The sequence below is a fragment of the Promicromonospora sp. NPDC050262 genome (genome assembly GCF_040655935.1).
Classification (GTDB): domain Bacteria; phylum Actinomycetota; class Actinomycetes; order Actinomycetales; family Cellulomonadaceae; genus Promicromonospora.
In genome coordinates this window covers 32,130-49,547 of the sequence record NZ_JBFAKX010000001.1, presented here as the reverse complement: position 1 = coordinate 49,547, position 17,418 = coordinate 32,130, and the positions used below count along the sequence as shown (strand labels likewise).

Annotated in this window: 16 protein-coding genes; 14 read left to right on the top strand and 2 right to left on the bottom strand. The window is 71.9% G+C overall.

Going from position 1 to position 17,418, the window contains the following annotated elements; all coding sequences use genetic code 11:
* The first annotated feature begins 1 nt into the window (after position 1).
* The 13 genes from hrpB (at position 2) to AB0I29_RS00165 (ending at position 15,241) form a co-directional block, all read left to right on the top strand.
* The gene (gene hrpB / locus AB0I29_RS00225) at positions 2-2,536 is read left to right on the top strand and encodes an ATP-dependent helicase HrpB (protein ID WP_357476617.1); all 2,535 of its coding nucleotides are present in this window, start codon (positions 2-4) and stop codon (positions 2,534-2,536) included.
* Positions 2,537-2,724: 188 nt separating this feature from the next.
* Positions 2,725-3,372: an NUDIX domain-containing protein gene (locus AB0I29_RS00220; protein ID WP_357476614.1), complete on the top strand. Its 648-nt coding sequence runs from the start codon at positions 2,725-2,727 to the stop codon at positions 3,370-3,372.
* A 313-nt stretch (positions 3,373-3,685) separates the two neighbouring features.
* Entirely contained in the window at positions 3,686-4,594 is a 909-nt protein-coding gene (locus AB0I29_RS00215; RefSeq protein ID WP_357476611.1) for an Abi family protein, read from the top strand.
* Positions 4,595-4,702: 108 nt separating this feature from the next.
* A complete protein-coding gene (gene pdxT, locus AB0I29_RS00210) occupies positions 4,703-5,338 on the top strand; it encodes a pyridoxal 5'-phosphate synthase glutaminase subunit PdxT (protein WP_285102440.1) in 636 nt (211 codons plus the stop codon).
* A 68-nt stretch (positions 5,339-5,406) separates the two neighbouring features.
* The gene (locus AB0I29_RS00205) at positions 5,407-6,168 is read left to right on the top strand and encodes a YebC/PmpR family DNA-binding transcriptional regulator (protein ID WP_285102438.1); all 762 of its coding nucleotides are present in this window, start codon (positions 5,407-5,409) and stop codon (positions 6,166-6,168) included.
* A gap of 61 nt (positions 6,169-6,229) precedes the next feature.
* Complete coding sequence (gene ruvC, locus AB0I29_RS00200) at positions 6,230-6,796, top strand: crossover junction endodeoxyribonuclease RuvC (RefSeq protein WP_285102437.1); 567 nt, start codon at positions 6,230-6,232, stop codon at positions 6,794-6,796.
* A gap of 102 nt (positions 6,797-6,898) precedes the next feature.
* Complete coding sequence (gene ruvA / locus AB0I29_RS00195; protein WP_357476606.1) at positions 6,899-7,525, top strand: Holliday junction branch migration protein RuvA; 627 nt, start codon at positions 6,899-6,901, stop codon at positions 7,523-7,525.
* Positions 7,518-8,597 carry a Holliday junction branch migration DNA helicase RuvB gene (gene ruvB, locus AB0I29_RS00190; RefSeq protein WP_357476603.1) on the top strand — a complete coding sequence of 360 codons (1,080 nt, stop codon included), beginning with the start codon at positions 7,518-7,520 and terminating at the stop codon, positions 8,595-8,597. Before ruvA ends, ruvB begins: the two co-directional genes overlap by 8 nt.
* A 139-nt stretch (positions 8,598-8,736) precedes the next feature.
* Positions 8,737-9,168: a preprotein translocase subunit YajC gene (yajC, locus tag AB0I29_RS00185; RefSeq protein WP_285102489.1), complete on the top strand. Its 432-nt coding sequence runs from the start codon at positions 8,737-8,739 to the stop codon at positions 9,166-9,168.
* 81 nt (positions 9,169-9,249) lie between these two features.
* Complete coding sequence (gene secD / locus AB0I29_RS00180; RefSeq protein WP_350224560.1) at positions 9,250-11,142, top strand: protein translocase subunit SecD; 1,893 nt, start codon at positions 9,250-9,252, stop codon at positions 11,140-11,142.
* Positions 11,142-12,233 (top strand): protein translocase subunit SecF, encoded by a 1,092-nt coding sequence (gene secF / locus AB0I29_RS00175; protein WP_285102434.1) that lies wholly within the window; start codon positions 11,142-11,144, stop codon positions 12,231-12,233. The genes secD and secF overlap by 1 nt, the downstream gene beginning before the upstream one ends.
* A gap of 22 nt (positions 12,234-12,255) precedes the next feature.
* Entirely contained in the window at positions 12,256-12,828 is a 573-nt protein-coding gene (locus tag AB0I29_RS00170; protein WP_357478075.1) for an adenine phosphoribosyltransferase, read from the top strand.
* Positions 12,829-12,904: 76 nt separating this feature from the next.
* Positions 12,905-15,241, top strand: a complete 2,337-nt coding sequence (locus AB0I29_RS00165) for a bifunctional (p)ppGpp synthetase/guanosine-3',5'-bis(diphosphate) 3'-pyrophosphohydrolase (RefSeq protein ID WP_285102433.1) — start codon at positions 12,905-12,907, stop codon at positions 15,239-15,241.
* Positions 15,242-15,292: 51 nt separating this feature from the next.
* Here the strand turns inward: AB0I29_RS00165 and AB0I29_RS00160 are convergent, their stop codons facing one another.
* On the bottom strand, positions 15,293-16,453 hold the full coding sequence (locus AB0I29_RS00160) for an ATP-dependent DNA ligase (protein ID WP_357476597.1): 1,161 nt from the start codon (positions 16,451-16,453) through the stop codon (positions 15,293-15,295).
* 15 nt (positions 16,454-16,468) lie between these two features.
* On the bottom strand, positions 16,469-17,032 hold the full coding sequence (locus AB0I29_RS00155; protein ID WP_357476594.1) for a dihydrofolate reductase family protein: 564 nt from the start codon (positions 17,030-17,032) through the stop codon (positions 16,469-16,471).
* A gap of 111 nt (positions 17,033-17,143) precedes the next feature.
* Here AB0I29_RS00155 and AB0I29_RS00150 point away from each other — a divergent pair, with 111 nt between their 5' ends.
* Entirely contained in the window at positions 17,144-17,413 is a 270-nt protein-coding gene (locus AB0I29_RS00150; RefSeq protein WP_285102429.1) for a Rho termination factor N-terminal domain-containing protein, read from the top strand.
* Positions 17,414-17,418 lie beyond the last annotated feature (5 nt).

Here is a 17,418-nt window from a genome sequence, read left to right as displayed (position 1 = left end):
CGTGCTGCTGCCTGATCTGTCGACGCCGGGGGCGGACCTGCCCGTCCGGGCGGTCCTGCCCGCGACGGTCGACGCCGTGCGGTCGCGCGGAACCGCGGTGCTGGTCGCGCCGCCCGGATCGGGGAAGACCTCGCTGCTGCCGCTCGCGCTGGCCGACGCGCTCGGGGGCACGGTCGTCGTCGCCGAGCCACGCAGGATGGCGACCCGCGCGGCGGCGGCCCGGCTGGCGACGCTCGTCGGCGAACCGCTCGGGCGGCGGATCGGCTACGCGATGCGCGGTGAGCGCAGCGGCGGCGACGGACTGCGGGTCGAGGTCGTGACGACGGGGCTCCTCGTGCGGCGTCTGCAGCGGGACCCGGAGCTACCGGGGGTCGCCGCGATCGTGATCGACGAGTGCCACGAGCGGCACCTCGACGCCGACCTGCTGCTCGCGCTCTGCGTCGACGTCCGGGCCAACCTTCGGGAGGACCTGGCGATCGTCGCGACCTCGGCCACGGCGGACACGGTCCGGCTGAGCCGCGCGCTGGGCACGGACGACCCGGCGCCGGTGGTCACCGCGTCCGCCGCGCTGTTCGACGTGGCGGTCGAGTGGAGCCCGCCGCCGGTCCCCGCGCCGCTGCTGCCCGGTGGACGGGTCGACCCGCGCCTGCTGGACCACGTCGCGGCCGTCGTCCGGCGCGCGCTGACCGAGAACGAGGGCGACGTGCTCGTGTTCGTCCCGGGGGAGGCCGAGATCAACGGCGTGACGCGCCGGCTGGCCGGCGAGAACGTGCTGCCGTTGTTCGGCCGCCAGTCCCGGGCCGAGCAGGACCGCGCGCTGGCGCCGTCCGCCACGCGCCGGATCGTGGTCACGACGTCGGTCGCGGAGAGCTCGCTGACCGTGCCCGGGGTCAGGGTCGTGGTCGACTCGGGTCTGGCCCGGGAGCCGCGGACCGACCAGTCCCGTGGCCTCGGTGCGCTGGTCACCTGCCGGGTCTCGCGGTCGTCGGCCGACCAGCGGGCGGGCCGCGCCGGGCGCGAGGCGCCCGGGCGGGTCTACCGGTGCTGGTCCGCCACCGACCACGCGCGGCTCGACGACCATCCGGCGCCGGAGATCGCGATCGCCGACCTGGCCTCCTTCGCCCTGGACCTCGCCGCGTGGGGCGCACCCGGCGGCGCCGGTCTGACCCTGCTCGACGCGCCGCCCACGCCGGCGATGACCGCGGCCACCGAGCTGCTGCGCCGTGTCGGCGCCGTGGACGACGACGGCCGGATCACCGATCGGGGCCGGCGGATGGCGGCGATCGGCGCGCACCCTCGCCTGGCTCGTGCGTTGCTCGACGGGACGCCGCGGGTCGGCGCCGACCGGGCACGCGAGGTCGTCGCGCTGCTCTCGGACGACTCCGGACGCGGCCTCGGCGACGACCTGCCGGCCCGTTGGCGAGCCCTGCGCCGTGGCGAGGACCGGGGAGCCACGGCCCGCTGGCGGGAGGAGGCGAAGCGCCTCGGCCGGGGCACGGCGACCGGCGGCGGTGCGACGACCGGCGGCGGTGCGGCCGGCCCGGCGACGCGCGGGGTACCGGACGATCTCGCGATGGGGATCGTGGTGGGGCTGGCGTACCCGGAGCGGATCGCGCGGGTCCGGGGATCCGGCTCGGCGACTTACCAGATGTCAGGTGGTACGGGTGCCGCACTGGACCCGCAGTCGCCGCTGCGGTCCACGACCTGGCTGGCGATCGCGGTCGCCGACCGGGCGCCCGGTCGCGCCGACGCGAGGATCCGGTCCGCGGTGCCGATCGATGAGCAGACCGCCCGCGACGTCGCGGGCCACCTCGTCTCGACCACCGACCAGATCCGCTGGGACGACGGCCGGATCGTGACGCGACGCGTCGAGACGCTCGGCGCGATCGTGCTGGGCGACGTCCCGCTGGCGAAGCCCGACCCGCTGCTGGTCCAGGTGGCGGTCCGCGACGGCATCCGGCGCAGCGGCCTGTCCGTGCTGCGCTGGTCGGAGGCCGCGCTCGCCCTGCGCGAGCGGCTGGCGTTCTGCCACGCCCACCTCGGCGCCCCGTGGCCCGCGGTCGACGACGACGCGCTGCTGGCCGGTCTCGACGGATGGCTGGGCACCGAGCTCGCCGCGGTGCGCGGGTCGCGCGATCTCGACCGCATCGACGTCGCGTCGGCGCTCCGGCGACTGCTGCCCTGGCCCGCGGCGGCCCGGTTCGACGAGCTCGCACCGGAACGGCTCCGGGTCCCGTCGGGCTCGCAGGTCCGGCTCGCGTACGACGGCGTCGAGCCGCCGGTCCTCGCGGTGAAGCTGCAGGAGGTGTTCGGCTGGACCGCCACTCCGGCCGTCGCGGACGGCCGCGTCCCGGTCGTCCTGCACCTGCTGTCGCCCGCGGGACGCCCGGCTGCGATCACGAGCGACCTCGCCTCCTTCTGGAAGCAGGGCTACCCCCAGGTCCGGGCCGACCTCCGTGCCCGGTACCCACGGCATCCGTGGCCGGAGGACCCGCTGACCGCGGCGCCGACCGGGCGGGTGAAGCCGCGCCGGTGAGTACCTCCTCTGCGCCGCGCGGCGGCACCCGCGGGCAGCCTGCCGTGACGGCGCCGGGCCGACGAGCGTGGCAGGGCGGACGCCGGGCGGGTCGCGGACGGTACGTTGTGGGCACCGGACCGTCCGCAGGGGACGTCCGGCCCCCCGAATCGCCAGCACTCAGACGCTCAGCACGAGGAGCACACCGCATGACGGGTCACCCGCCGGAGACCTCCGACCAGCACCGGCCTGCCGCGCCGTCAGCGCCTGGGCCGTCAGTAGTCGCGCCGACGGCCGTCGCGCCGTCGGCCGTCGGGCCCGGCACCACGTCCCTCGGGGACGACTGGGTGCCTGGGCCGGACGGCGTCCGCGAGCGCTCGGCGGCGCGCGTCCTGCTCATGGACGACACCGGCCAGGTGCTCGTCATGCGCGGGCACGACGTCAACCAGCCGGAACGGTCCTGGTGGTTCACGGTGGGCGGCGGCATCGACGCGGGGGAGACGCCGGTCCAGGCTGCACAGCGCGAGACCCGCGAGGAGGTGGGCATCGACCTCCCTGACGGAGCACTGGTGGGGCCCGTGCTCACGCGGACGGGCATCTTCGACTTCTTCGCCGAGACGTGCCGGCAGTACGAGGTCTTCTACCTCGCCCGCATCCCGGACGCCATCGAGGTCACCGCCGACGGCTGGACCGACGCCGAGCGCGAGCTGCTCGACGAGATGGCCTGGCTGACGGCGGCGGAGCTGCGGGCGCAGCCGCTGGAGGTGTTCCCGCCGGAGCTGCCGGAGGTCATCGACCACCTGGTGGCCGGCTGGGACGGCGAGGTCCGCCACCTGGGTGAGCAGCACGACGACTGAGCCCGCCGAGCCGCGGTGCGTCCGTTGCGTCACGCCGGAGCTCCCCGTAGAATTGAAGTAACACGACCGGTCCCTCTGATCGCCCAGCGATCACGGGCCGGTCTTCATGTGTCTCCGTCCTCGGCCATCACGCTTTCGCCTAGAGGATTTGCGGAAGCACTCCTATCCTCGAGAAGCCAGTGAGCGGGACCTTCGACGTCCCTGCGACTGCCCAAGCCTCAACCGGCCGCAATCTCGAGGAAGCGCCATGTCCCGGTACCTGAAGCCGCACCTGTCGATCCTGCAGCAGGAAGCCCTGCTGAGACGACGCGGCATGCGGCTCGACGACGCGTCCTGCGTGTTCGCGCTGGGCCAGATCGGCTATCACCGCCTCAGCGGCTACTGGTATCCCTACCGTGTCATCGACCAGGCCGCTTCGTCCCTCCACGGCCGCCCTGTGCGCACTGCCGACGTAGGCCCGGGCACGGACCTGAACCAGGTGCTGCGGGTGTACGAGTTCGATCGTCGGCTCAAGCTTCTGACGATGGACGCCATCGAGCGGATCGAGGTGGCGATCCGGGTGAAGGTGACCGATGTCCTGGGCCGTCGCGGACCGTTCGCACACCTCGATCCCGGGCACCTCGAGACGCGCTTCTCCACGTCCGGTCAGGGCCGGCCGTCGCGGCACGCGAGCTGGGTGCACAAGCTTCGCGCACACCAAGCCCGGTCGTCCGAGGAGTACGTGGCGCACTACGGCCGGAAGTACGGAGGCGACCTGCCGATCTGGGCAGCTCTGGAGGTCGTGGACTTCGGCGCGCTCTCGGTGCTCTTCCAGCGGCTCAAGCGGCGCGACCGTGACGAGATCGCCCGCCGGCTCGACGTCGTCGACCGGACGGGCGCCGGCGACGGGGCGGTCCTCGCCAACTGGCTCAGAACCTTGAACATCGCCCGGAACACGTGCGCGCACCACGCGCGGCTCTGGAACCGGCACTTCACGGACACCGTGCGTGTGTCGGCGCTGCAGGGGATCAAGGGGCTCAAGCATCTCGCCGGGCTTGAGCACCGCGATCGTGCCCGGTTCTACCCGGCGCTGATGGTGCTGTGCTTCCTGATGGAGAAGGTCTCGATGGACGGCGACTGGAAGGCCGAGCTGGTGCGCCTGCTCTCCGACTTCCCTGCGGACGGGGTGGTCAGTCTCGCCGACATGGGATTCCCGGCCGAGTGGGCTGATCTGATGTCGTAGAGCAGCGGGCCAACAGGTCATGGGCCGCTCGTCTGCCGCTGTTTCCCCTGCGGGGGCACAGCCGGTGACGTCCCAGGTCGGTCGGCCACCGCCGTAAGATGGACGGTTGTGAGCAACCCGACCATCGGCGTCCTGGCCCTGCAGGGTGACGTCCGCGAGCACCTGGCCGCCCTCGAGTCCGCGGGGGCGCACGGCGTGACCGTGCGTCGGCCGGGGGAGCTGGCGGCGGTCGACGGGCTCGTGCTGCCCGGCGGCGAGTCGACGACGATCGACAAGCTGCTGCGCATCTTCGAGCTCCGCGACCTGCTGCAGGCTCGCATCAAGGAGGGTCTGCCGGTGTACGGCTCGTGCGCGGGGATGATCCTGCTCGCCGACCGGATCCTGGACGGGACCGCCGACCAGCAGACCGTCGGCGGCATGGACGTCGTCGTCCGGCGCAACGCGTTCGGGCGGCAGGTCGACTCGTTCGAGACCGACCTCGACTTCGCGGGGATCTCCGACGTCGGCGACGGCGGCCCGGTGCGTACCGCGTTCATCCGCGCCCCCTGGATCGAGGAGGCCGGGCCCGAGGTCGAGGTGCTGTCCCGCATCCCGGCTGTGGATACGCAAGGCCGTCCTGTGGCGGCCGCCGGTAGGATTGTCGCAGCACGGCAGGGGTCGCTGCTCGCCACCGCCTTCCACCCCGAGATCACGGGGGACGCGCGCGTGCACGGGCTGTTCGTCAGCATGGTCGCGGGCGGCTGAGCGGGTTCCCCTCGCCGTTCGTCAGCCATTGATAAGAGCCATCGAAATGCAAGGAGTCAGGTAGAGGCATGTCAGGTCACTCCAAGTGGGCCACGACCAAGCACAAGAAGGCCGCGATCGACGCCAAGCGCGGCAAGCTCTTCGCGAAGCTGATCAAGAACATCGAGGTCGCGGCGCGGACGGGCGGCGGCGACCTCGCCGGTAACCCGACGCTGTTCGACGCGGTCCAGAAGGCGAAGAAGTCGTCGGTCCCGAACGACAACATCGACCGTGCGCTGAAGCGCGGTTCCGGCGAGGGCGCCGACGCCGTCGACTACCAGACGATCATGTACGAGGGCTACGGCACCAACGGCATCGCCGTCCTGGTCGAGTGCCTCACCGACAACAAGAACCGGGCGGCCTCCGAGGTCCGTCTGGCGTTCTCCCGCAACGGCGGCAACCTCGCCGACCCGGGATCGGTGTCGTACCTGTTCTCCCGCAAGGGCCTGATCGTGGTGCCGAAGGCCGACGGGGTGGGCGAGGACGAGGTCATGCTCGCCGCGCTCGACGCCGGCGCCGAGGACGTCACCGACCAGGGCGAGGTCATCGAGGTCCTCACCGAGGCGACCGACCTGGTGCCCGTGCGCACGGCCATCCAGGAGGCCGGCATCGAGTACGACTCGGCCGACGTGATCTTCCACCCGTCCATGCAGGTCGAGGTGGACGTCGAGGGCGCCCGCAAGATCATGCGCCTCATCGACGCGCTCGAGGACAGCGACGACGTGCAGAACGTCTACGCCAACTTCGACGCGAGCGACGAGGTCATGGCGGCGCTCGACGAGGAGGAGTAGCACTCACCCCCCCCGGCCGTGTCCGCGCAGGGAAGGAACCCGCACGTGAGAGGGTTTCTCCGTGCGCGTTCTCGGTGTTGATCCCGGTCTGACCAGGTGCGGCGTCGGCGTCGTCGACTCCCTGCCCGGGCGGCGGGCCCGGATGGTGGCCGTCGGCGTGATCCGCTCGGACGTGGACCTGTCCACGGACCTGCGCCTGCTGCGGATCGCGGAGGGCCTGGAGCGCTGGCTCGACGAGCACGTCCCGGACGTGGTGGCGGTCGAGCGCGTCTTCGCGCAGCACAACGTCGGCACGGTGATGGGGACTGCCCAGGCGGCGGGCCTGGCCATGGTGGCCGCGGCCCGCCGTGGCGTGCCCGTCGCGCTGCACACCCCGTCGGAGGTCAAGGCAGCCGTGACCGGTTCGGGGCGCGCCGACAAGGCGCAGGTGACGACGATGATCACCCGGATCCTCGACCTCGACGAGGCGCCGCGGCCCGCCGACGCCGCCGACGCGCTCGCGCTCGCCGTCTGCCACCTGTGGCGCCCCGCCGGGGCCCTGCAGGGCGGCGACCGGCACGAGCTCACGCCCGCGCAGCGCGCCTGGGCCGCGGCCGAGCAGGCCGCCAAGCAGCGCCCCCGCCGCTGACGGCGTGCCTCCCCGGAGACCTCCCTCCGCTTGTTAGGCTCCTCGCACTGACGTTCGATACTGGTTCGGCGAGCCGGACCAGCAGGCAAGGAGGGGGAGCCCGTGATCGCCTCGCTGACGGGGACCGTGGCCCACGTGGGTCTGGACCGCGCGGTGGTCGACGTCGGCGGCGTCGGCTACCTGGTGCACGCCACCCCCGCCACCCTGGCCGGGCTGCGCGTCGGCGAGACCGCCGGTGTCGCCACGAGCATGGTGGTCCGCGAGGACTCGATGACGCTCTACGGGTTCGGCGACCCGGACGAGCGGGACGTGTTCGAGGTGGTGCAGACCGTCTCCGGCGTCGGGCCGCGCCTGGCGCTCGCGATGCTCGCGGTGCACACCCCGGACGCCCTGCGCCGCGCCGTCGCCGGCGAGGACCTCGCCGCGCTGACCCGCGTGCCGGGCATCGGACGCAAGGGCGCCCAGCGCATCGTCCTGGAGCTCGGCGACCGGCTGGGGCCGCCGTCCGGCCTCGCGCCGGCCGAGGCCGCGCCCAGCGCCGCCGCGGGCGCCACCGACCACTCCGAGCGGGTCGTGGAGGCCCTCGCGGGCCTGGGCTGGCCCGCCAAGCAGGCCGACGACGCCGTGGCGAAGGTGCTCGCCGAGGCGGGCGCCGACTCCGTGGCGGCCGACGAGGTCGCCTCGACGCTGCGCGCGGCCCTGCGCGTGCTGGGAGGCCACCGTGGCTGAGGTCTCGACCGAGACGGAGGGCGGCGGCCGGATCGTCGCCCCGAGCGCCGACGAGATCGAGCGCGCCGCCGAGGCCGCGCTGCGCCCCAAGCGGCTCGACGACTTCGTGGGCCAGCGCGTCGTGCGCGACCAGCTCTCCCTGGTGCTGCAGGCCGCGATCGCGCGCGGCAACCCGCCCGACCACGTGCTCCTGTCCGGCCCGCCCGGGCTCGGCAAGACCACGCTGGCCATGATCATCGCCGGCGAGCTCGAGTCGCACCTGCGCCTGACCAGCGGACCCGCCATCCAGCACGCGGGCGACCTCGCCGCCGTCCTGTCCTCCCTGGAGGAGGGCGACGTGCTGTTCATCGACGAGATCCACCGCCTGGCCCGCCCCGCCGAGGAGCTGCTGTACGTCGCCATGGAGGACTTCCGGGTCGACGTCGTGGTTGGCAAGGGTGCCGGTGCGTCCGCCATCCCGCTCGCGCTGCCCCGGTTCACCGTGGTCGGCGCCACCACCCGCTCCGGCCTGCTGCCCGCCCCGCTGCGTGACCGCTTCGGGTTCACCGGGCACATGGACTACTACACGCCCCAGGAGCTGGAGCGGGTCATCCTGCGCTCCGCCGGACTGCTCGGCGTGCACCTCGACCACGCCGCCGCGCACGAGATCGCCGGCCGCTCCCGCGGCACCCCCCGCATCGCGAACCGGCTGCTGCGCCGCGTCCGCGACTGGGCGCAGGTGCGCGGCGACGGCCGCCTCGACCTGAACGCCGCGCGGGCGGCACTGGAGGTCTACGAGGTCGACCTCATCGGCCTCGACCGCCTCGACCGCGCGGTGCTCACCGCCCTGTGCACCCGGTTCGGCGGCGGGCCCGTCGGCCTGTCCACGCTCGCCATGACCGTGGGGGAGGAGGCCGAGACCGTCGAGACCGTCGCCGAGCCCTACCTCGTCCGCGAGGGGCTGGTCGGGCGCACCCCGCGCGGCCGTGTCGCGACCCTCGCGGCCTGGGAGCACCTGGGCCTCACGCCGCCCGCGCAGGCGGCCGGCGCCACGACCGGCAGCACCGGCCCGGGAACTTTGCTCGACCCCTGACGTTGTCGTTGTGGCGCCCCCACCGCGGGCAGCCCGGGGATCCACGCCCGAGCACTACACTGGTTGGGATCCTCGTCGTGCGCCACGAACGTGCGCAGCACATCCGACACAGCAATCGAACAGGGACCTCACCGTGGAAATGCTCATTCTCGTCGCGATCCTCCTCGTGGCGATGTTCTTCATGTCCTCCCGCACCCGCAAGCAGCAGCGCGCGGCGGCGGAGTTCCGGAACAACCTCACGGTCGGGGCCAAGGTCATGACCGCCTCCGGGATGATCGGGACCGTCGTCGAGGTGGACGACGCGAACGACCAGGTGACCATCGAGTCCGTCCCCGGCAGCCAGACCACCTGGCTCCGCGCCGCCATCTCCAAGCAGGTCGAGGAGCCCGTCGCCGACGACGCGGACACCGACAACACGGCAGATGAGGTCGACGTCACAGCAAAGAGCGAAACGGGAAGTACGATCAGCCCCGACGCGACCGACGTCCCCGACGATCTGTCTGGCCTCGACACCGCCCAGCGCGAGTACCGGGAGCAGCAGCGACGGGACGCCGACGCAGACGGCAAGTGACGGCCGCGCCGTCCGGTGACCCCGGACGGCGCCGAACCCGCGCCGGACGTACCCCGGCGCGCACACGAGAAGAGACAGACGTTGGCGACTGACACCCGGCGCTCGCGGCCGGTTCGCACGATCGTGCTCCTGACGATCCTGACGATCCTGCTGCCCTTCGGCGCCCTCTTGGCAGGTTGGCAGCTCGACGGAAAGTCGAGCGACAATCCGGACGGCGCGAGCCTGGCACCCGGTCTGGCCCTCGACCTCCAGGGCGGCACCCAGGTCATCCTGAAGGCGGTGACCTCCGACGGCTCCGAGATCACCCCCGAGGCGATGGAAGAGGCCATCGGCGTGATCCGGCAGCGGGTGGACGCCAACGGCGTGACCGAGGCGGAGATCGCTGCCCAGGGGTCGAACCAGATCGTGGTCGAGATCCCGGGAGAGGTGGACGACGAGACCGTCGCGCTGATCTCGAAGGCCGCGCAGATGAAGTTCCGCCCGGTCCTGGCCATCGGCAACCCGGTCCCGACGACGCAGCCCTCGGCGAGCCCGTCGGCGTCCGCGGACGGCACGGGCGACGACGCCCAGGCCGACGGCGGCGACGCGGCCGCGGCGGCCGAGCCGACCAAGGAGGACCTCGCCGAGCAGGACAAGGCGATCAAGGCGGCGACCGACCCCTCGGACCTGGCGCAGATCACGCCGTCGGTCCAGGCCGCGTACGACGCGCTGGACTGCACCGACCCCAAGAACCTCGAGGGCGGCGGCGGGGACAACCCGGACCGCCTGCTCGTCACGTGCGACCAGACCGGCGCGGCCAAGTACATCCTGGGCCCCGTCGAGGTGGACGGCACCAACCTGACCAGCGCGTCGTCGGGCCTCATGCCGGGCGCGAACGGGACGGTCACCAACGAGTGGGGCGTCAACCTCGACTTCAACACCGAGGGCACCAAGGAGTTCCGTGAGACCACGGAGCGCCTGGTGAACCTGGAGCAGCCGCGCAACCAGTTCGCCATCGTGCTGGACGGCCTGGTCGTCTCGGCGCCGAGCACGAACGTCGCGATCACCAACGGTCAGGCGCAGATCTCGGGCTCCTTCACGCAGGAGTCGGCCGCCACGCTGGCCAACCAGCTCAGCTTCGGCTCACTGCCGCTGACCTTCCAGGTCGACGGGCAGAACACGATCTCCGCCACGCTCGGCTCCGAGCAGCTCCAGCGCGGCCTGATCGCCGGTCTGATCGGCCTCGCGCTCGTCGTCGTGTACTCGCTGTTCCAGTACCGCGCGCTGGGCCTGCTGACGGTCGCCTCGCTGGTGGTCGCGGCCGCCATGACCTACGTGGTGATCGCGCTCCTGAGCTGGGGCATCGGCTACCGCCTGTCCCTGCCGGGTGTCGCAGGTCTGATCGTGGCCATCGGCTTCACCGCGGACTCGTTCATCGTGTACTTCGAACGTATCCGTGACGAGCTGCGCGACGGCAGGTCGCTGCGACTCGCGGTCCAGCGCGGCTGGGTCCGTGCGCGCCGCACGATCTACGCCGCGAAGGCCGTGAACCTGCTGTCCGCGGTCATCCTGTACTTCATGACCGTCGGCGGCGTGCGCGGCTTCGCGTTCACCCTGGGTCTGACCACGATCATCGACGTCATGGTGGTCATCTGGTTCACGCACCCGATGATGGAGCTGCTCGCCAAGGTGCCGTTCTTCCGCGACGGCCACAAGTGGTCGGGGCTCTCGGCCGACCGGATCGAGGTGACGCCGCGGTACCGGGGCGCCGGCCAGCTCTCCGGCGCGCGGCCGGACGCGACGACCGACGCACCCGACCTCGGCACCGCCGAGCCCGACCGGGAGCTGGTCACGGCGCAGTCCGTGACCCCGGCGCCGCGCACCGCCGAGGACGGCCGCAGGATGACGATCGCGGAGCGGCGTGCCGCCGAGCGCAAGGCTGCCGCAGGGTCCGCAGAGACGACCCAGCCGGCTCAGAACGAGGAGAACAGCTGATGGCGCGGGGTGGCTTTGCTCAGTGGGGTAACGACCTCTACACCGGTCGTAGGTCGTACCCGATCGTCCAGCGGCGGCGGCTCTGGTACTCGATCGTCGCGCTCTTCTCGGCGGCGTCGATCCTCGTGCTCGTCTTCCAGGGCCTGAACCTCGGTATCGACTTCCGCGGCGGCTCCGAGTTCACCGTCTCGGGTGTCTCCACCACGGACGAGGACGTCGCGATCGACGCGGTCGCGACCGTCGCTCCCGGCGAGGAGCCGCACGTCAGCCAGGTCGGCGCGAACGCCGTCCGCGTGCAGGTCTCGGAGCTCGACAGCGAGCAGACCGACCAGGTCGGCGAGGCGCTGGCCAGCGCCTACGGCGTGAGCGTCGACGAGGTCACGTCGAACTTCATCGGCCCGACCTGGGGCCAGTCCGTGAGCCTGCGGGCGCTGTGGGGCACCGTGGCGTTCGTGCTCGCGGCGGCGGTCTTCATGGCGGTCTACTTCCGCGCCTGGCGCATGTCGGTCGCGGCCATCGTGGCCATGCTCACCGACGTGCTGGTCTCGGCCGGCGTGTACGCGGTGATCGGCTGGGAGGTCACGCCGTCCACGATCATCGGCTTCCTGACCATCCTGGGCTTCTCGCTGTACGACAAGATGGTCGTCTTCGACAAGGTGCGCGAGAACACCGCCTCGGTGACCGAGCAGACCCGCAGCACCTACGCCGAGCGGGCCAACCTCGCGGTGAACCAGACCCTGGTCCGGTCCATCAACACCTCCGTGGTGGCGCTGCTGCCCGTCGCGGGCATCCTCTTCGTGGGTGGCTTCCTGCTGGGCGCCGGCACGCTGAAGGACATCTCGCTGTCGCTGTTCGTCGGTATCGCGGCGGGTGCGCTGTCGTCGCTCTTCTTCGCGACGCCGCTGGACGTGACGCTGCGTGAGCGCGAGCCCAAGATCGCGGCCCACACCAAGAAGGTCATGGACCTGCGCGCGGGTCTCGTGGCCGAGGGTGCGGACGAGGGCATGCTGGCCGCTGCCGCGTCCGGTTCGGCCCAGCTCGTCCCGGGTCACCACCAGGGACAGGCGGCTCAGCCCAGGCGTCGCCGGTAGGCTCCGCCTCGTGGCAGACGACATGACCGACGTCGCCCTCTCCGGCCTGGCGCCGGAGAGGGCGACGCGCGTTCGCGACCTGATCGCGGACGTCCCGAACTTTCCCTCTCCCGGTGTCCTCTTCAAGGACATCACGCCCCTGCTGGCCGACGCCGAGGGCCTGGCCGACGTGGTGGAGGCGTTCACCCGCCTCGCGCTGGCCGACGGCGTGGACGTCGTGGCCGGCATGGAGGCCCGCGGCTTCCTGCTCGGCGCGCCCGTGGCCCACGCGCTCGGCCTGGGCTTCCTGCCCCTGCGCAAGGCGGGCAAGCTCCCGCCGCCCACGCACAGCGTCTCGTACGACCTGGAGTACGGCTCCGCGTCCATCGAGCTGCGCTCGGGAACACTCACCCCCGGTGCGCGCGTTCTCATCATCGACGACGTTCTCGCCACGGGCGGTACCGCGGCGGCCGCAGCAGAGCTGGTGGAGCAGTGCGGTGGAGTCGTCTCCGGGCTCGCCTTCCTGATCGAGCTGGAGGCGCTTCACGGGCGCGACAGGCTCCACGGCCACAACGTCGATACTCTCCTGCGGGTGGACACCCCGTCCGGTGATTGATCCGGTCGGACGGCGAATAGAGGTCCAGGGCTAGACTGGCGACTCCGGGTTTCATCCCGGGGAAGGAGGCGCGTACATGGCGGAGAACACGGTGTCACGCGCTCCGGTGCCCGAGAAGAACCCGCCCACCCCTCCGGGTGGCAACCGGATGCGCAACCGGCTGGTGCGCCTGGGCGTGCGCAGCATCGGTGGCGGCACCCCCGCGGCGATCGAGCCGCTGCTGCAGGCGATCCGCAGCAACCACCCCAAGGCCGACGTCGCCCTCATCGAGCGCGCCTACGTGGTGGCCGAGAAGGCCCACCGCGGGCAGATGCGCAAGAGCGGAGACCCGTACATCACGCACCCGGTCGCCGTCTCCACGATCCTCGCGGAGCTCGGCTTCGAGGGCACCACGATCGCGGCCGCGCTGCTGCACGACACGGTGGAGGACACCGACTACTCGCTGGACACGCTGCGCGGCGAGTTCGGCGACGACGTCGCGCTGCTCGTGGACGGCGTGACCAAGCTCGACAAGGTGAAGTACGGCGACGCGGCGCAGGCCGAGACCGTGCGCAAGATGGTCGTGGCCATGGCCAAGGACATCCGCGTGCTGGTCATCAAGCTGGCCGACCGCCTGCACAACGCCCGCACCTGGAAGTACGTGCCGTCCAAGTCGGCGGAGCGCAAGGCGCGCGAGACCGTCGAGATCTACGCGCCGCTGGCCCACCGGCTGGGCATGAACACGATCAAGTGGGAGCTGGAGGACCTCTCCTTCCAGACCCTGTACCCCAAGGTGTACGACGAGATCGTGCACCTGGTGGCCGAGCGCGCCCCCGCCCGCGAGGAGTACCTCGGCGTGGTGCGCGGGCAGATCGAGTCGGACCTGCGCAGCGCCAAGATCAAGGCCACCGTGACCGGCCGGCCCAAGCACTACTACTCGATCTACCAGAAGATGATCGTGCGCGGTCACGACTTCGCGGAGATCTACGACCTGGTCGGCACGCGCGTCCTGGTGGACACCGTGCGCGACTGCTATGCGGCGCTCGGCGCCATGCACGCGCGGTGGAACCCGGTCCCCGGCCGGTTCAAGGACTACATCGCTATGCCGAAGTTCAACATGTACCAGTCGCTGCACACGACGGTGATCGGCCCGGGCGGCAAGCCCGTGGAGATCCAGATCCGGACGCACGACATGCACCGGCGCGCCGAGTACGGCGTCGCGGCGCACTGGAAGTACAAGGAGAAGACGCCGGCGGCGGGCGGCAACGACCCGAAGAACCAGGACATGGCCTGGCTGCGCCAGCTCGTGGACTGGCAGCGGGAGACCGCCGACCCGGCCGAGTTCCTCGACTCGCTGCGGTTCGAGATCGGCGGCGACGAGGTCTACGTCTTCACGCCGAAGGGTTCGGCCATGGCGCTGCCCGGCGGCGCCACGCCCGTCGACTTCGCGTACGCCGTGCACACCGAGGTGGGCCACCGCACCATGGGCGCCCGCGTGAACGGCCGCCTGGTGCCGCTGGACTCGCCGCTGGAGAACGGCGACGTCGTCGACATCCTCACCTCGAAGTCGGAGACGGCCGGCCCGAGCCGCGACTGGCTCGGGTTCGTGAAGTCGCCGCGCGCGCGCAACAAGATCAGGCAGTGGTTCACCAAGGAGCGCCGCGAGGAGGCCGTCGAGACCGGCAAGGACTCGATCGCGAAGGCGATGCGCAAGCAGGGCCTGCCGATCCAGCGCCTCATGTCGCACGAGACCCTGGTCGGGGTCGCGGACGAGATGAACTACCAGGACGTGTCCGCGCTGTACGCGGCCGTCGGCGAGGGCCAGATCTCCTCGGCCCACGTGGTCGAGAAGCTCGTCAAGGCCCTGGGTGGCGCGGACGGCGCGGAGGAGGACGTCGCCGAGGCGGCCCGGCCCGGCGGGCTCACCGCCCGGCGCGTACGGTCGGGCGACCCGGGCGTCATGCTCAAGGGCTCCGAGTCGGCCGACGTCTGGGTCAAGCTGGCCAAGTGCTGCACCCCGGTGCCGGGCGACGACATCGTGGGCTTCGTGACCCGCGGCCAGGGCGTGAGCGTGCACCGCACGGACTGCGTGAACCTGGACGGGCTGCGCAAGCAGCCCGAGCGCCTGGTCGAGGTGGAGTGGACGCAGGGCGCGAACACGATGTTCCTCGTGCAGATCCAGGTCGAGGCGCTCGACCGCTCGCGGCTCCTGTCGGACGTGACCCGCGTGCTGTCCGAGAACCACGTGAACATCCTGTCGGCGTTCGTCTCGACGTCGGACGACCGGCTGGCGGTCTCCCGGTTCATCTTCGAGATGGCCGAGCCCGCACACCTCGCGACCGTCCTGTCGGCGGTGCGCAAGGTCGAGGGCGTGTTCGACGTGCACCGCATCACCGGCACCAAGCCGGTCGAGCGGCCGCAGCTGCCGGTCTGAACCGTCCTGTCAGACGTACAGGTCACTCGGGTGACCTGTACGTCTGACACGTCAGGACGTCCCCGGAGCCCCCGGGAGCAGCTCGCCCAGGTCGAAGCTGACCGGCTCCTCGAGCTGCTCGTACGTGCAGGACGCCGGCTCGCGGTCCGGGCGCCAGCGCTTGAACTGGGACGTGTGCCGGAACCTGGAGCCCTCCATGTGGTCGTAGCCCACCTCGAGCACGCGTTCGGGCCGCAGGGGGGTGAACGACAGGTCCTTGCCGGAGCTCCAGCGCGACTGCGCGCCGGGCAGCCGGTCGCCCGCCTCGGCCTTCGTGGGGTCGGTCCACCCCTGCCACGGGTGCTCCTCTGCCGCGGGCGTCCCGGGCTCCACGACCAGCGGGGTGAGCTCCGCGATCAGCTCGGCGCGCCGGGTGGCCGAGAACGACGCAGCGACGCCCACGAACTGCAGGCGCGGCCCGTCGTCGGTCTCGTCCCACAGGCCCAGCAGCAGCGAGCCGAGCAGCGGCTGCTCGGGCGTCGAGGTCTTGTGCAGCCGGTAGCCCGCCAGCACGACGTCGGCGGTGCGGGTGTGCTTGATCTTGAGCATGCTGCGCTTGTTGGGCGCGTACGGCCCGTCCGCGGGCTTGGCGACGACGCCGTCCAGGCCCGCGCCCTCGAACGAGCCGAACCACTCCTTCGCCTCGGCGGCATCGAGGGTGCGGGGCGTCGCGAACACGAGGGGACCCGTGAGACCGAGGCCGTCCAGGGCCGCGATCCGCTCGGTCAGCGGCCGGTCCATGAACGAGTCGTCGCCCAGGGCGAGCACGTCGAACACCACGAGCGCGGCCGGGGTGGTCTCGGCGAGCATGTTCACGCGGGACTCCGCGGGATGGATGCGCTGGGACAGCAGCTCGAAGTTCAGGTGCGCGGCGCCGTGGCCGGGCCGCTGGGCGATGACGATCTCGCCGTCGACCACGCACCGCTCCGGCAGGGCGTCGCGGACGGCGGCGACGACGTCCGGGAAGTAGCGCTCCATCGGCTTGGCGTTGCGGGAGTCGATGCGTACCTCGTCGCCGTCGCGGTAGACGATGGCGCGGAACCCGTCCCACTTGGGCTCGTAGACGTACGCGGGGCCGGCGTCGTCGCCGGCGGGCTGGGCGGGCACCGAGGGCACGCTCTTGGCGAGCATCGGCCGGACCGGGGGCTGCACGGGCAGGTTGAGTGTGGTCACGGATACGAGCCTGCCTCAGCGCGGCGCGTAGCGCAGGTAGACGGACCCGCTGTCGAAGGTCCGGGAGTCCACCAGCCGCAGCCGCAGCCGGGCGTCCCGGGGGAGGGCCGGCAGCCCGCCGCCCACCACCTCGGGGTAGACCAGGAAGCGGAAGTCGTCCACGAGGCCCTGCCGGATGAACTCCTCGGCCACGGTGGGCCCGCCGATGGAGACGACGCCGGGCGCGCAGTTCACGATGCGCCGCAGCTCGCCCGGCTGCAGGTCACGCACGAGCCGGGTCCGGGCCGACGTCACGGCGTCCTGTGGCAGGGACGACGACGCGACGACCTTGTCGACGCCGTGCCAGATCGCCGCGTAGCGGTCCGTGTGCGGGTTCGGGTCGGACCGGGAGTCGTGGGTCTCCCAGTAGACCATCGTCTCGTACATGCGCCGACCGAGGACGTAGACGGCGACGTCCGACTCGTTCTCGTTGATGAACGCGAGCACCTCGTCGGTCGGCCGCGTGAAGTCGAAGCTTCCCTCCGCGTCGACGGTGTACCCGTCGGCGGACATGTTCGCGGTGTAGCGCAGCGTTCCCATGCCCGTCCGACGCCGGGCGGGCGCCGGACTCATCGGTTGGCGGGCGTGCGAGCGGGGTGAGATCGGGTGATGGTGGACGGTGAGCGTCCAGCACCGTCGGGAGGAGTGACCATGCCGAAGCGTGACCCTGGGCCGAGCGTCAAGGACAAGGAGCTGTACGAGAAGCTCCGTGACGAGGGCAGCTCCAAGGAGAAGTCCGCCCGCATCGCGAACGCGGCGGCGAACACGTCGCGCAAGAGCGTCGGCCGCACGGGCGGCAAGGCGGGCGACTACGACGACTGGACGGTCGAGAAGCTGCGCAAGCGGGCCGCCGAGATCGGCATCGAGGGACGTTCCTCGATGCGCAAGGGCGACCTGATCAAGGCGCTCCGGTCGCACTGACGGTT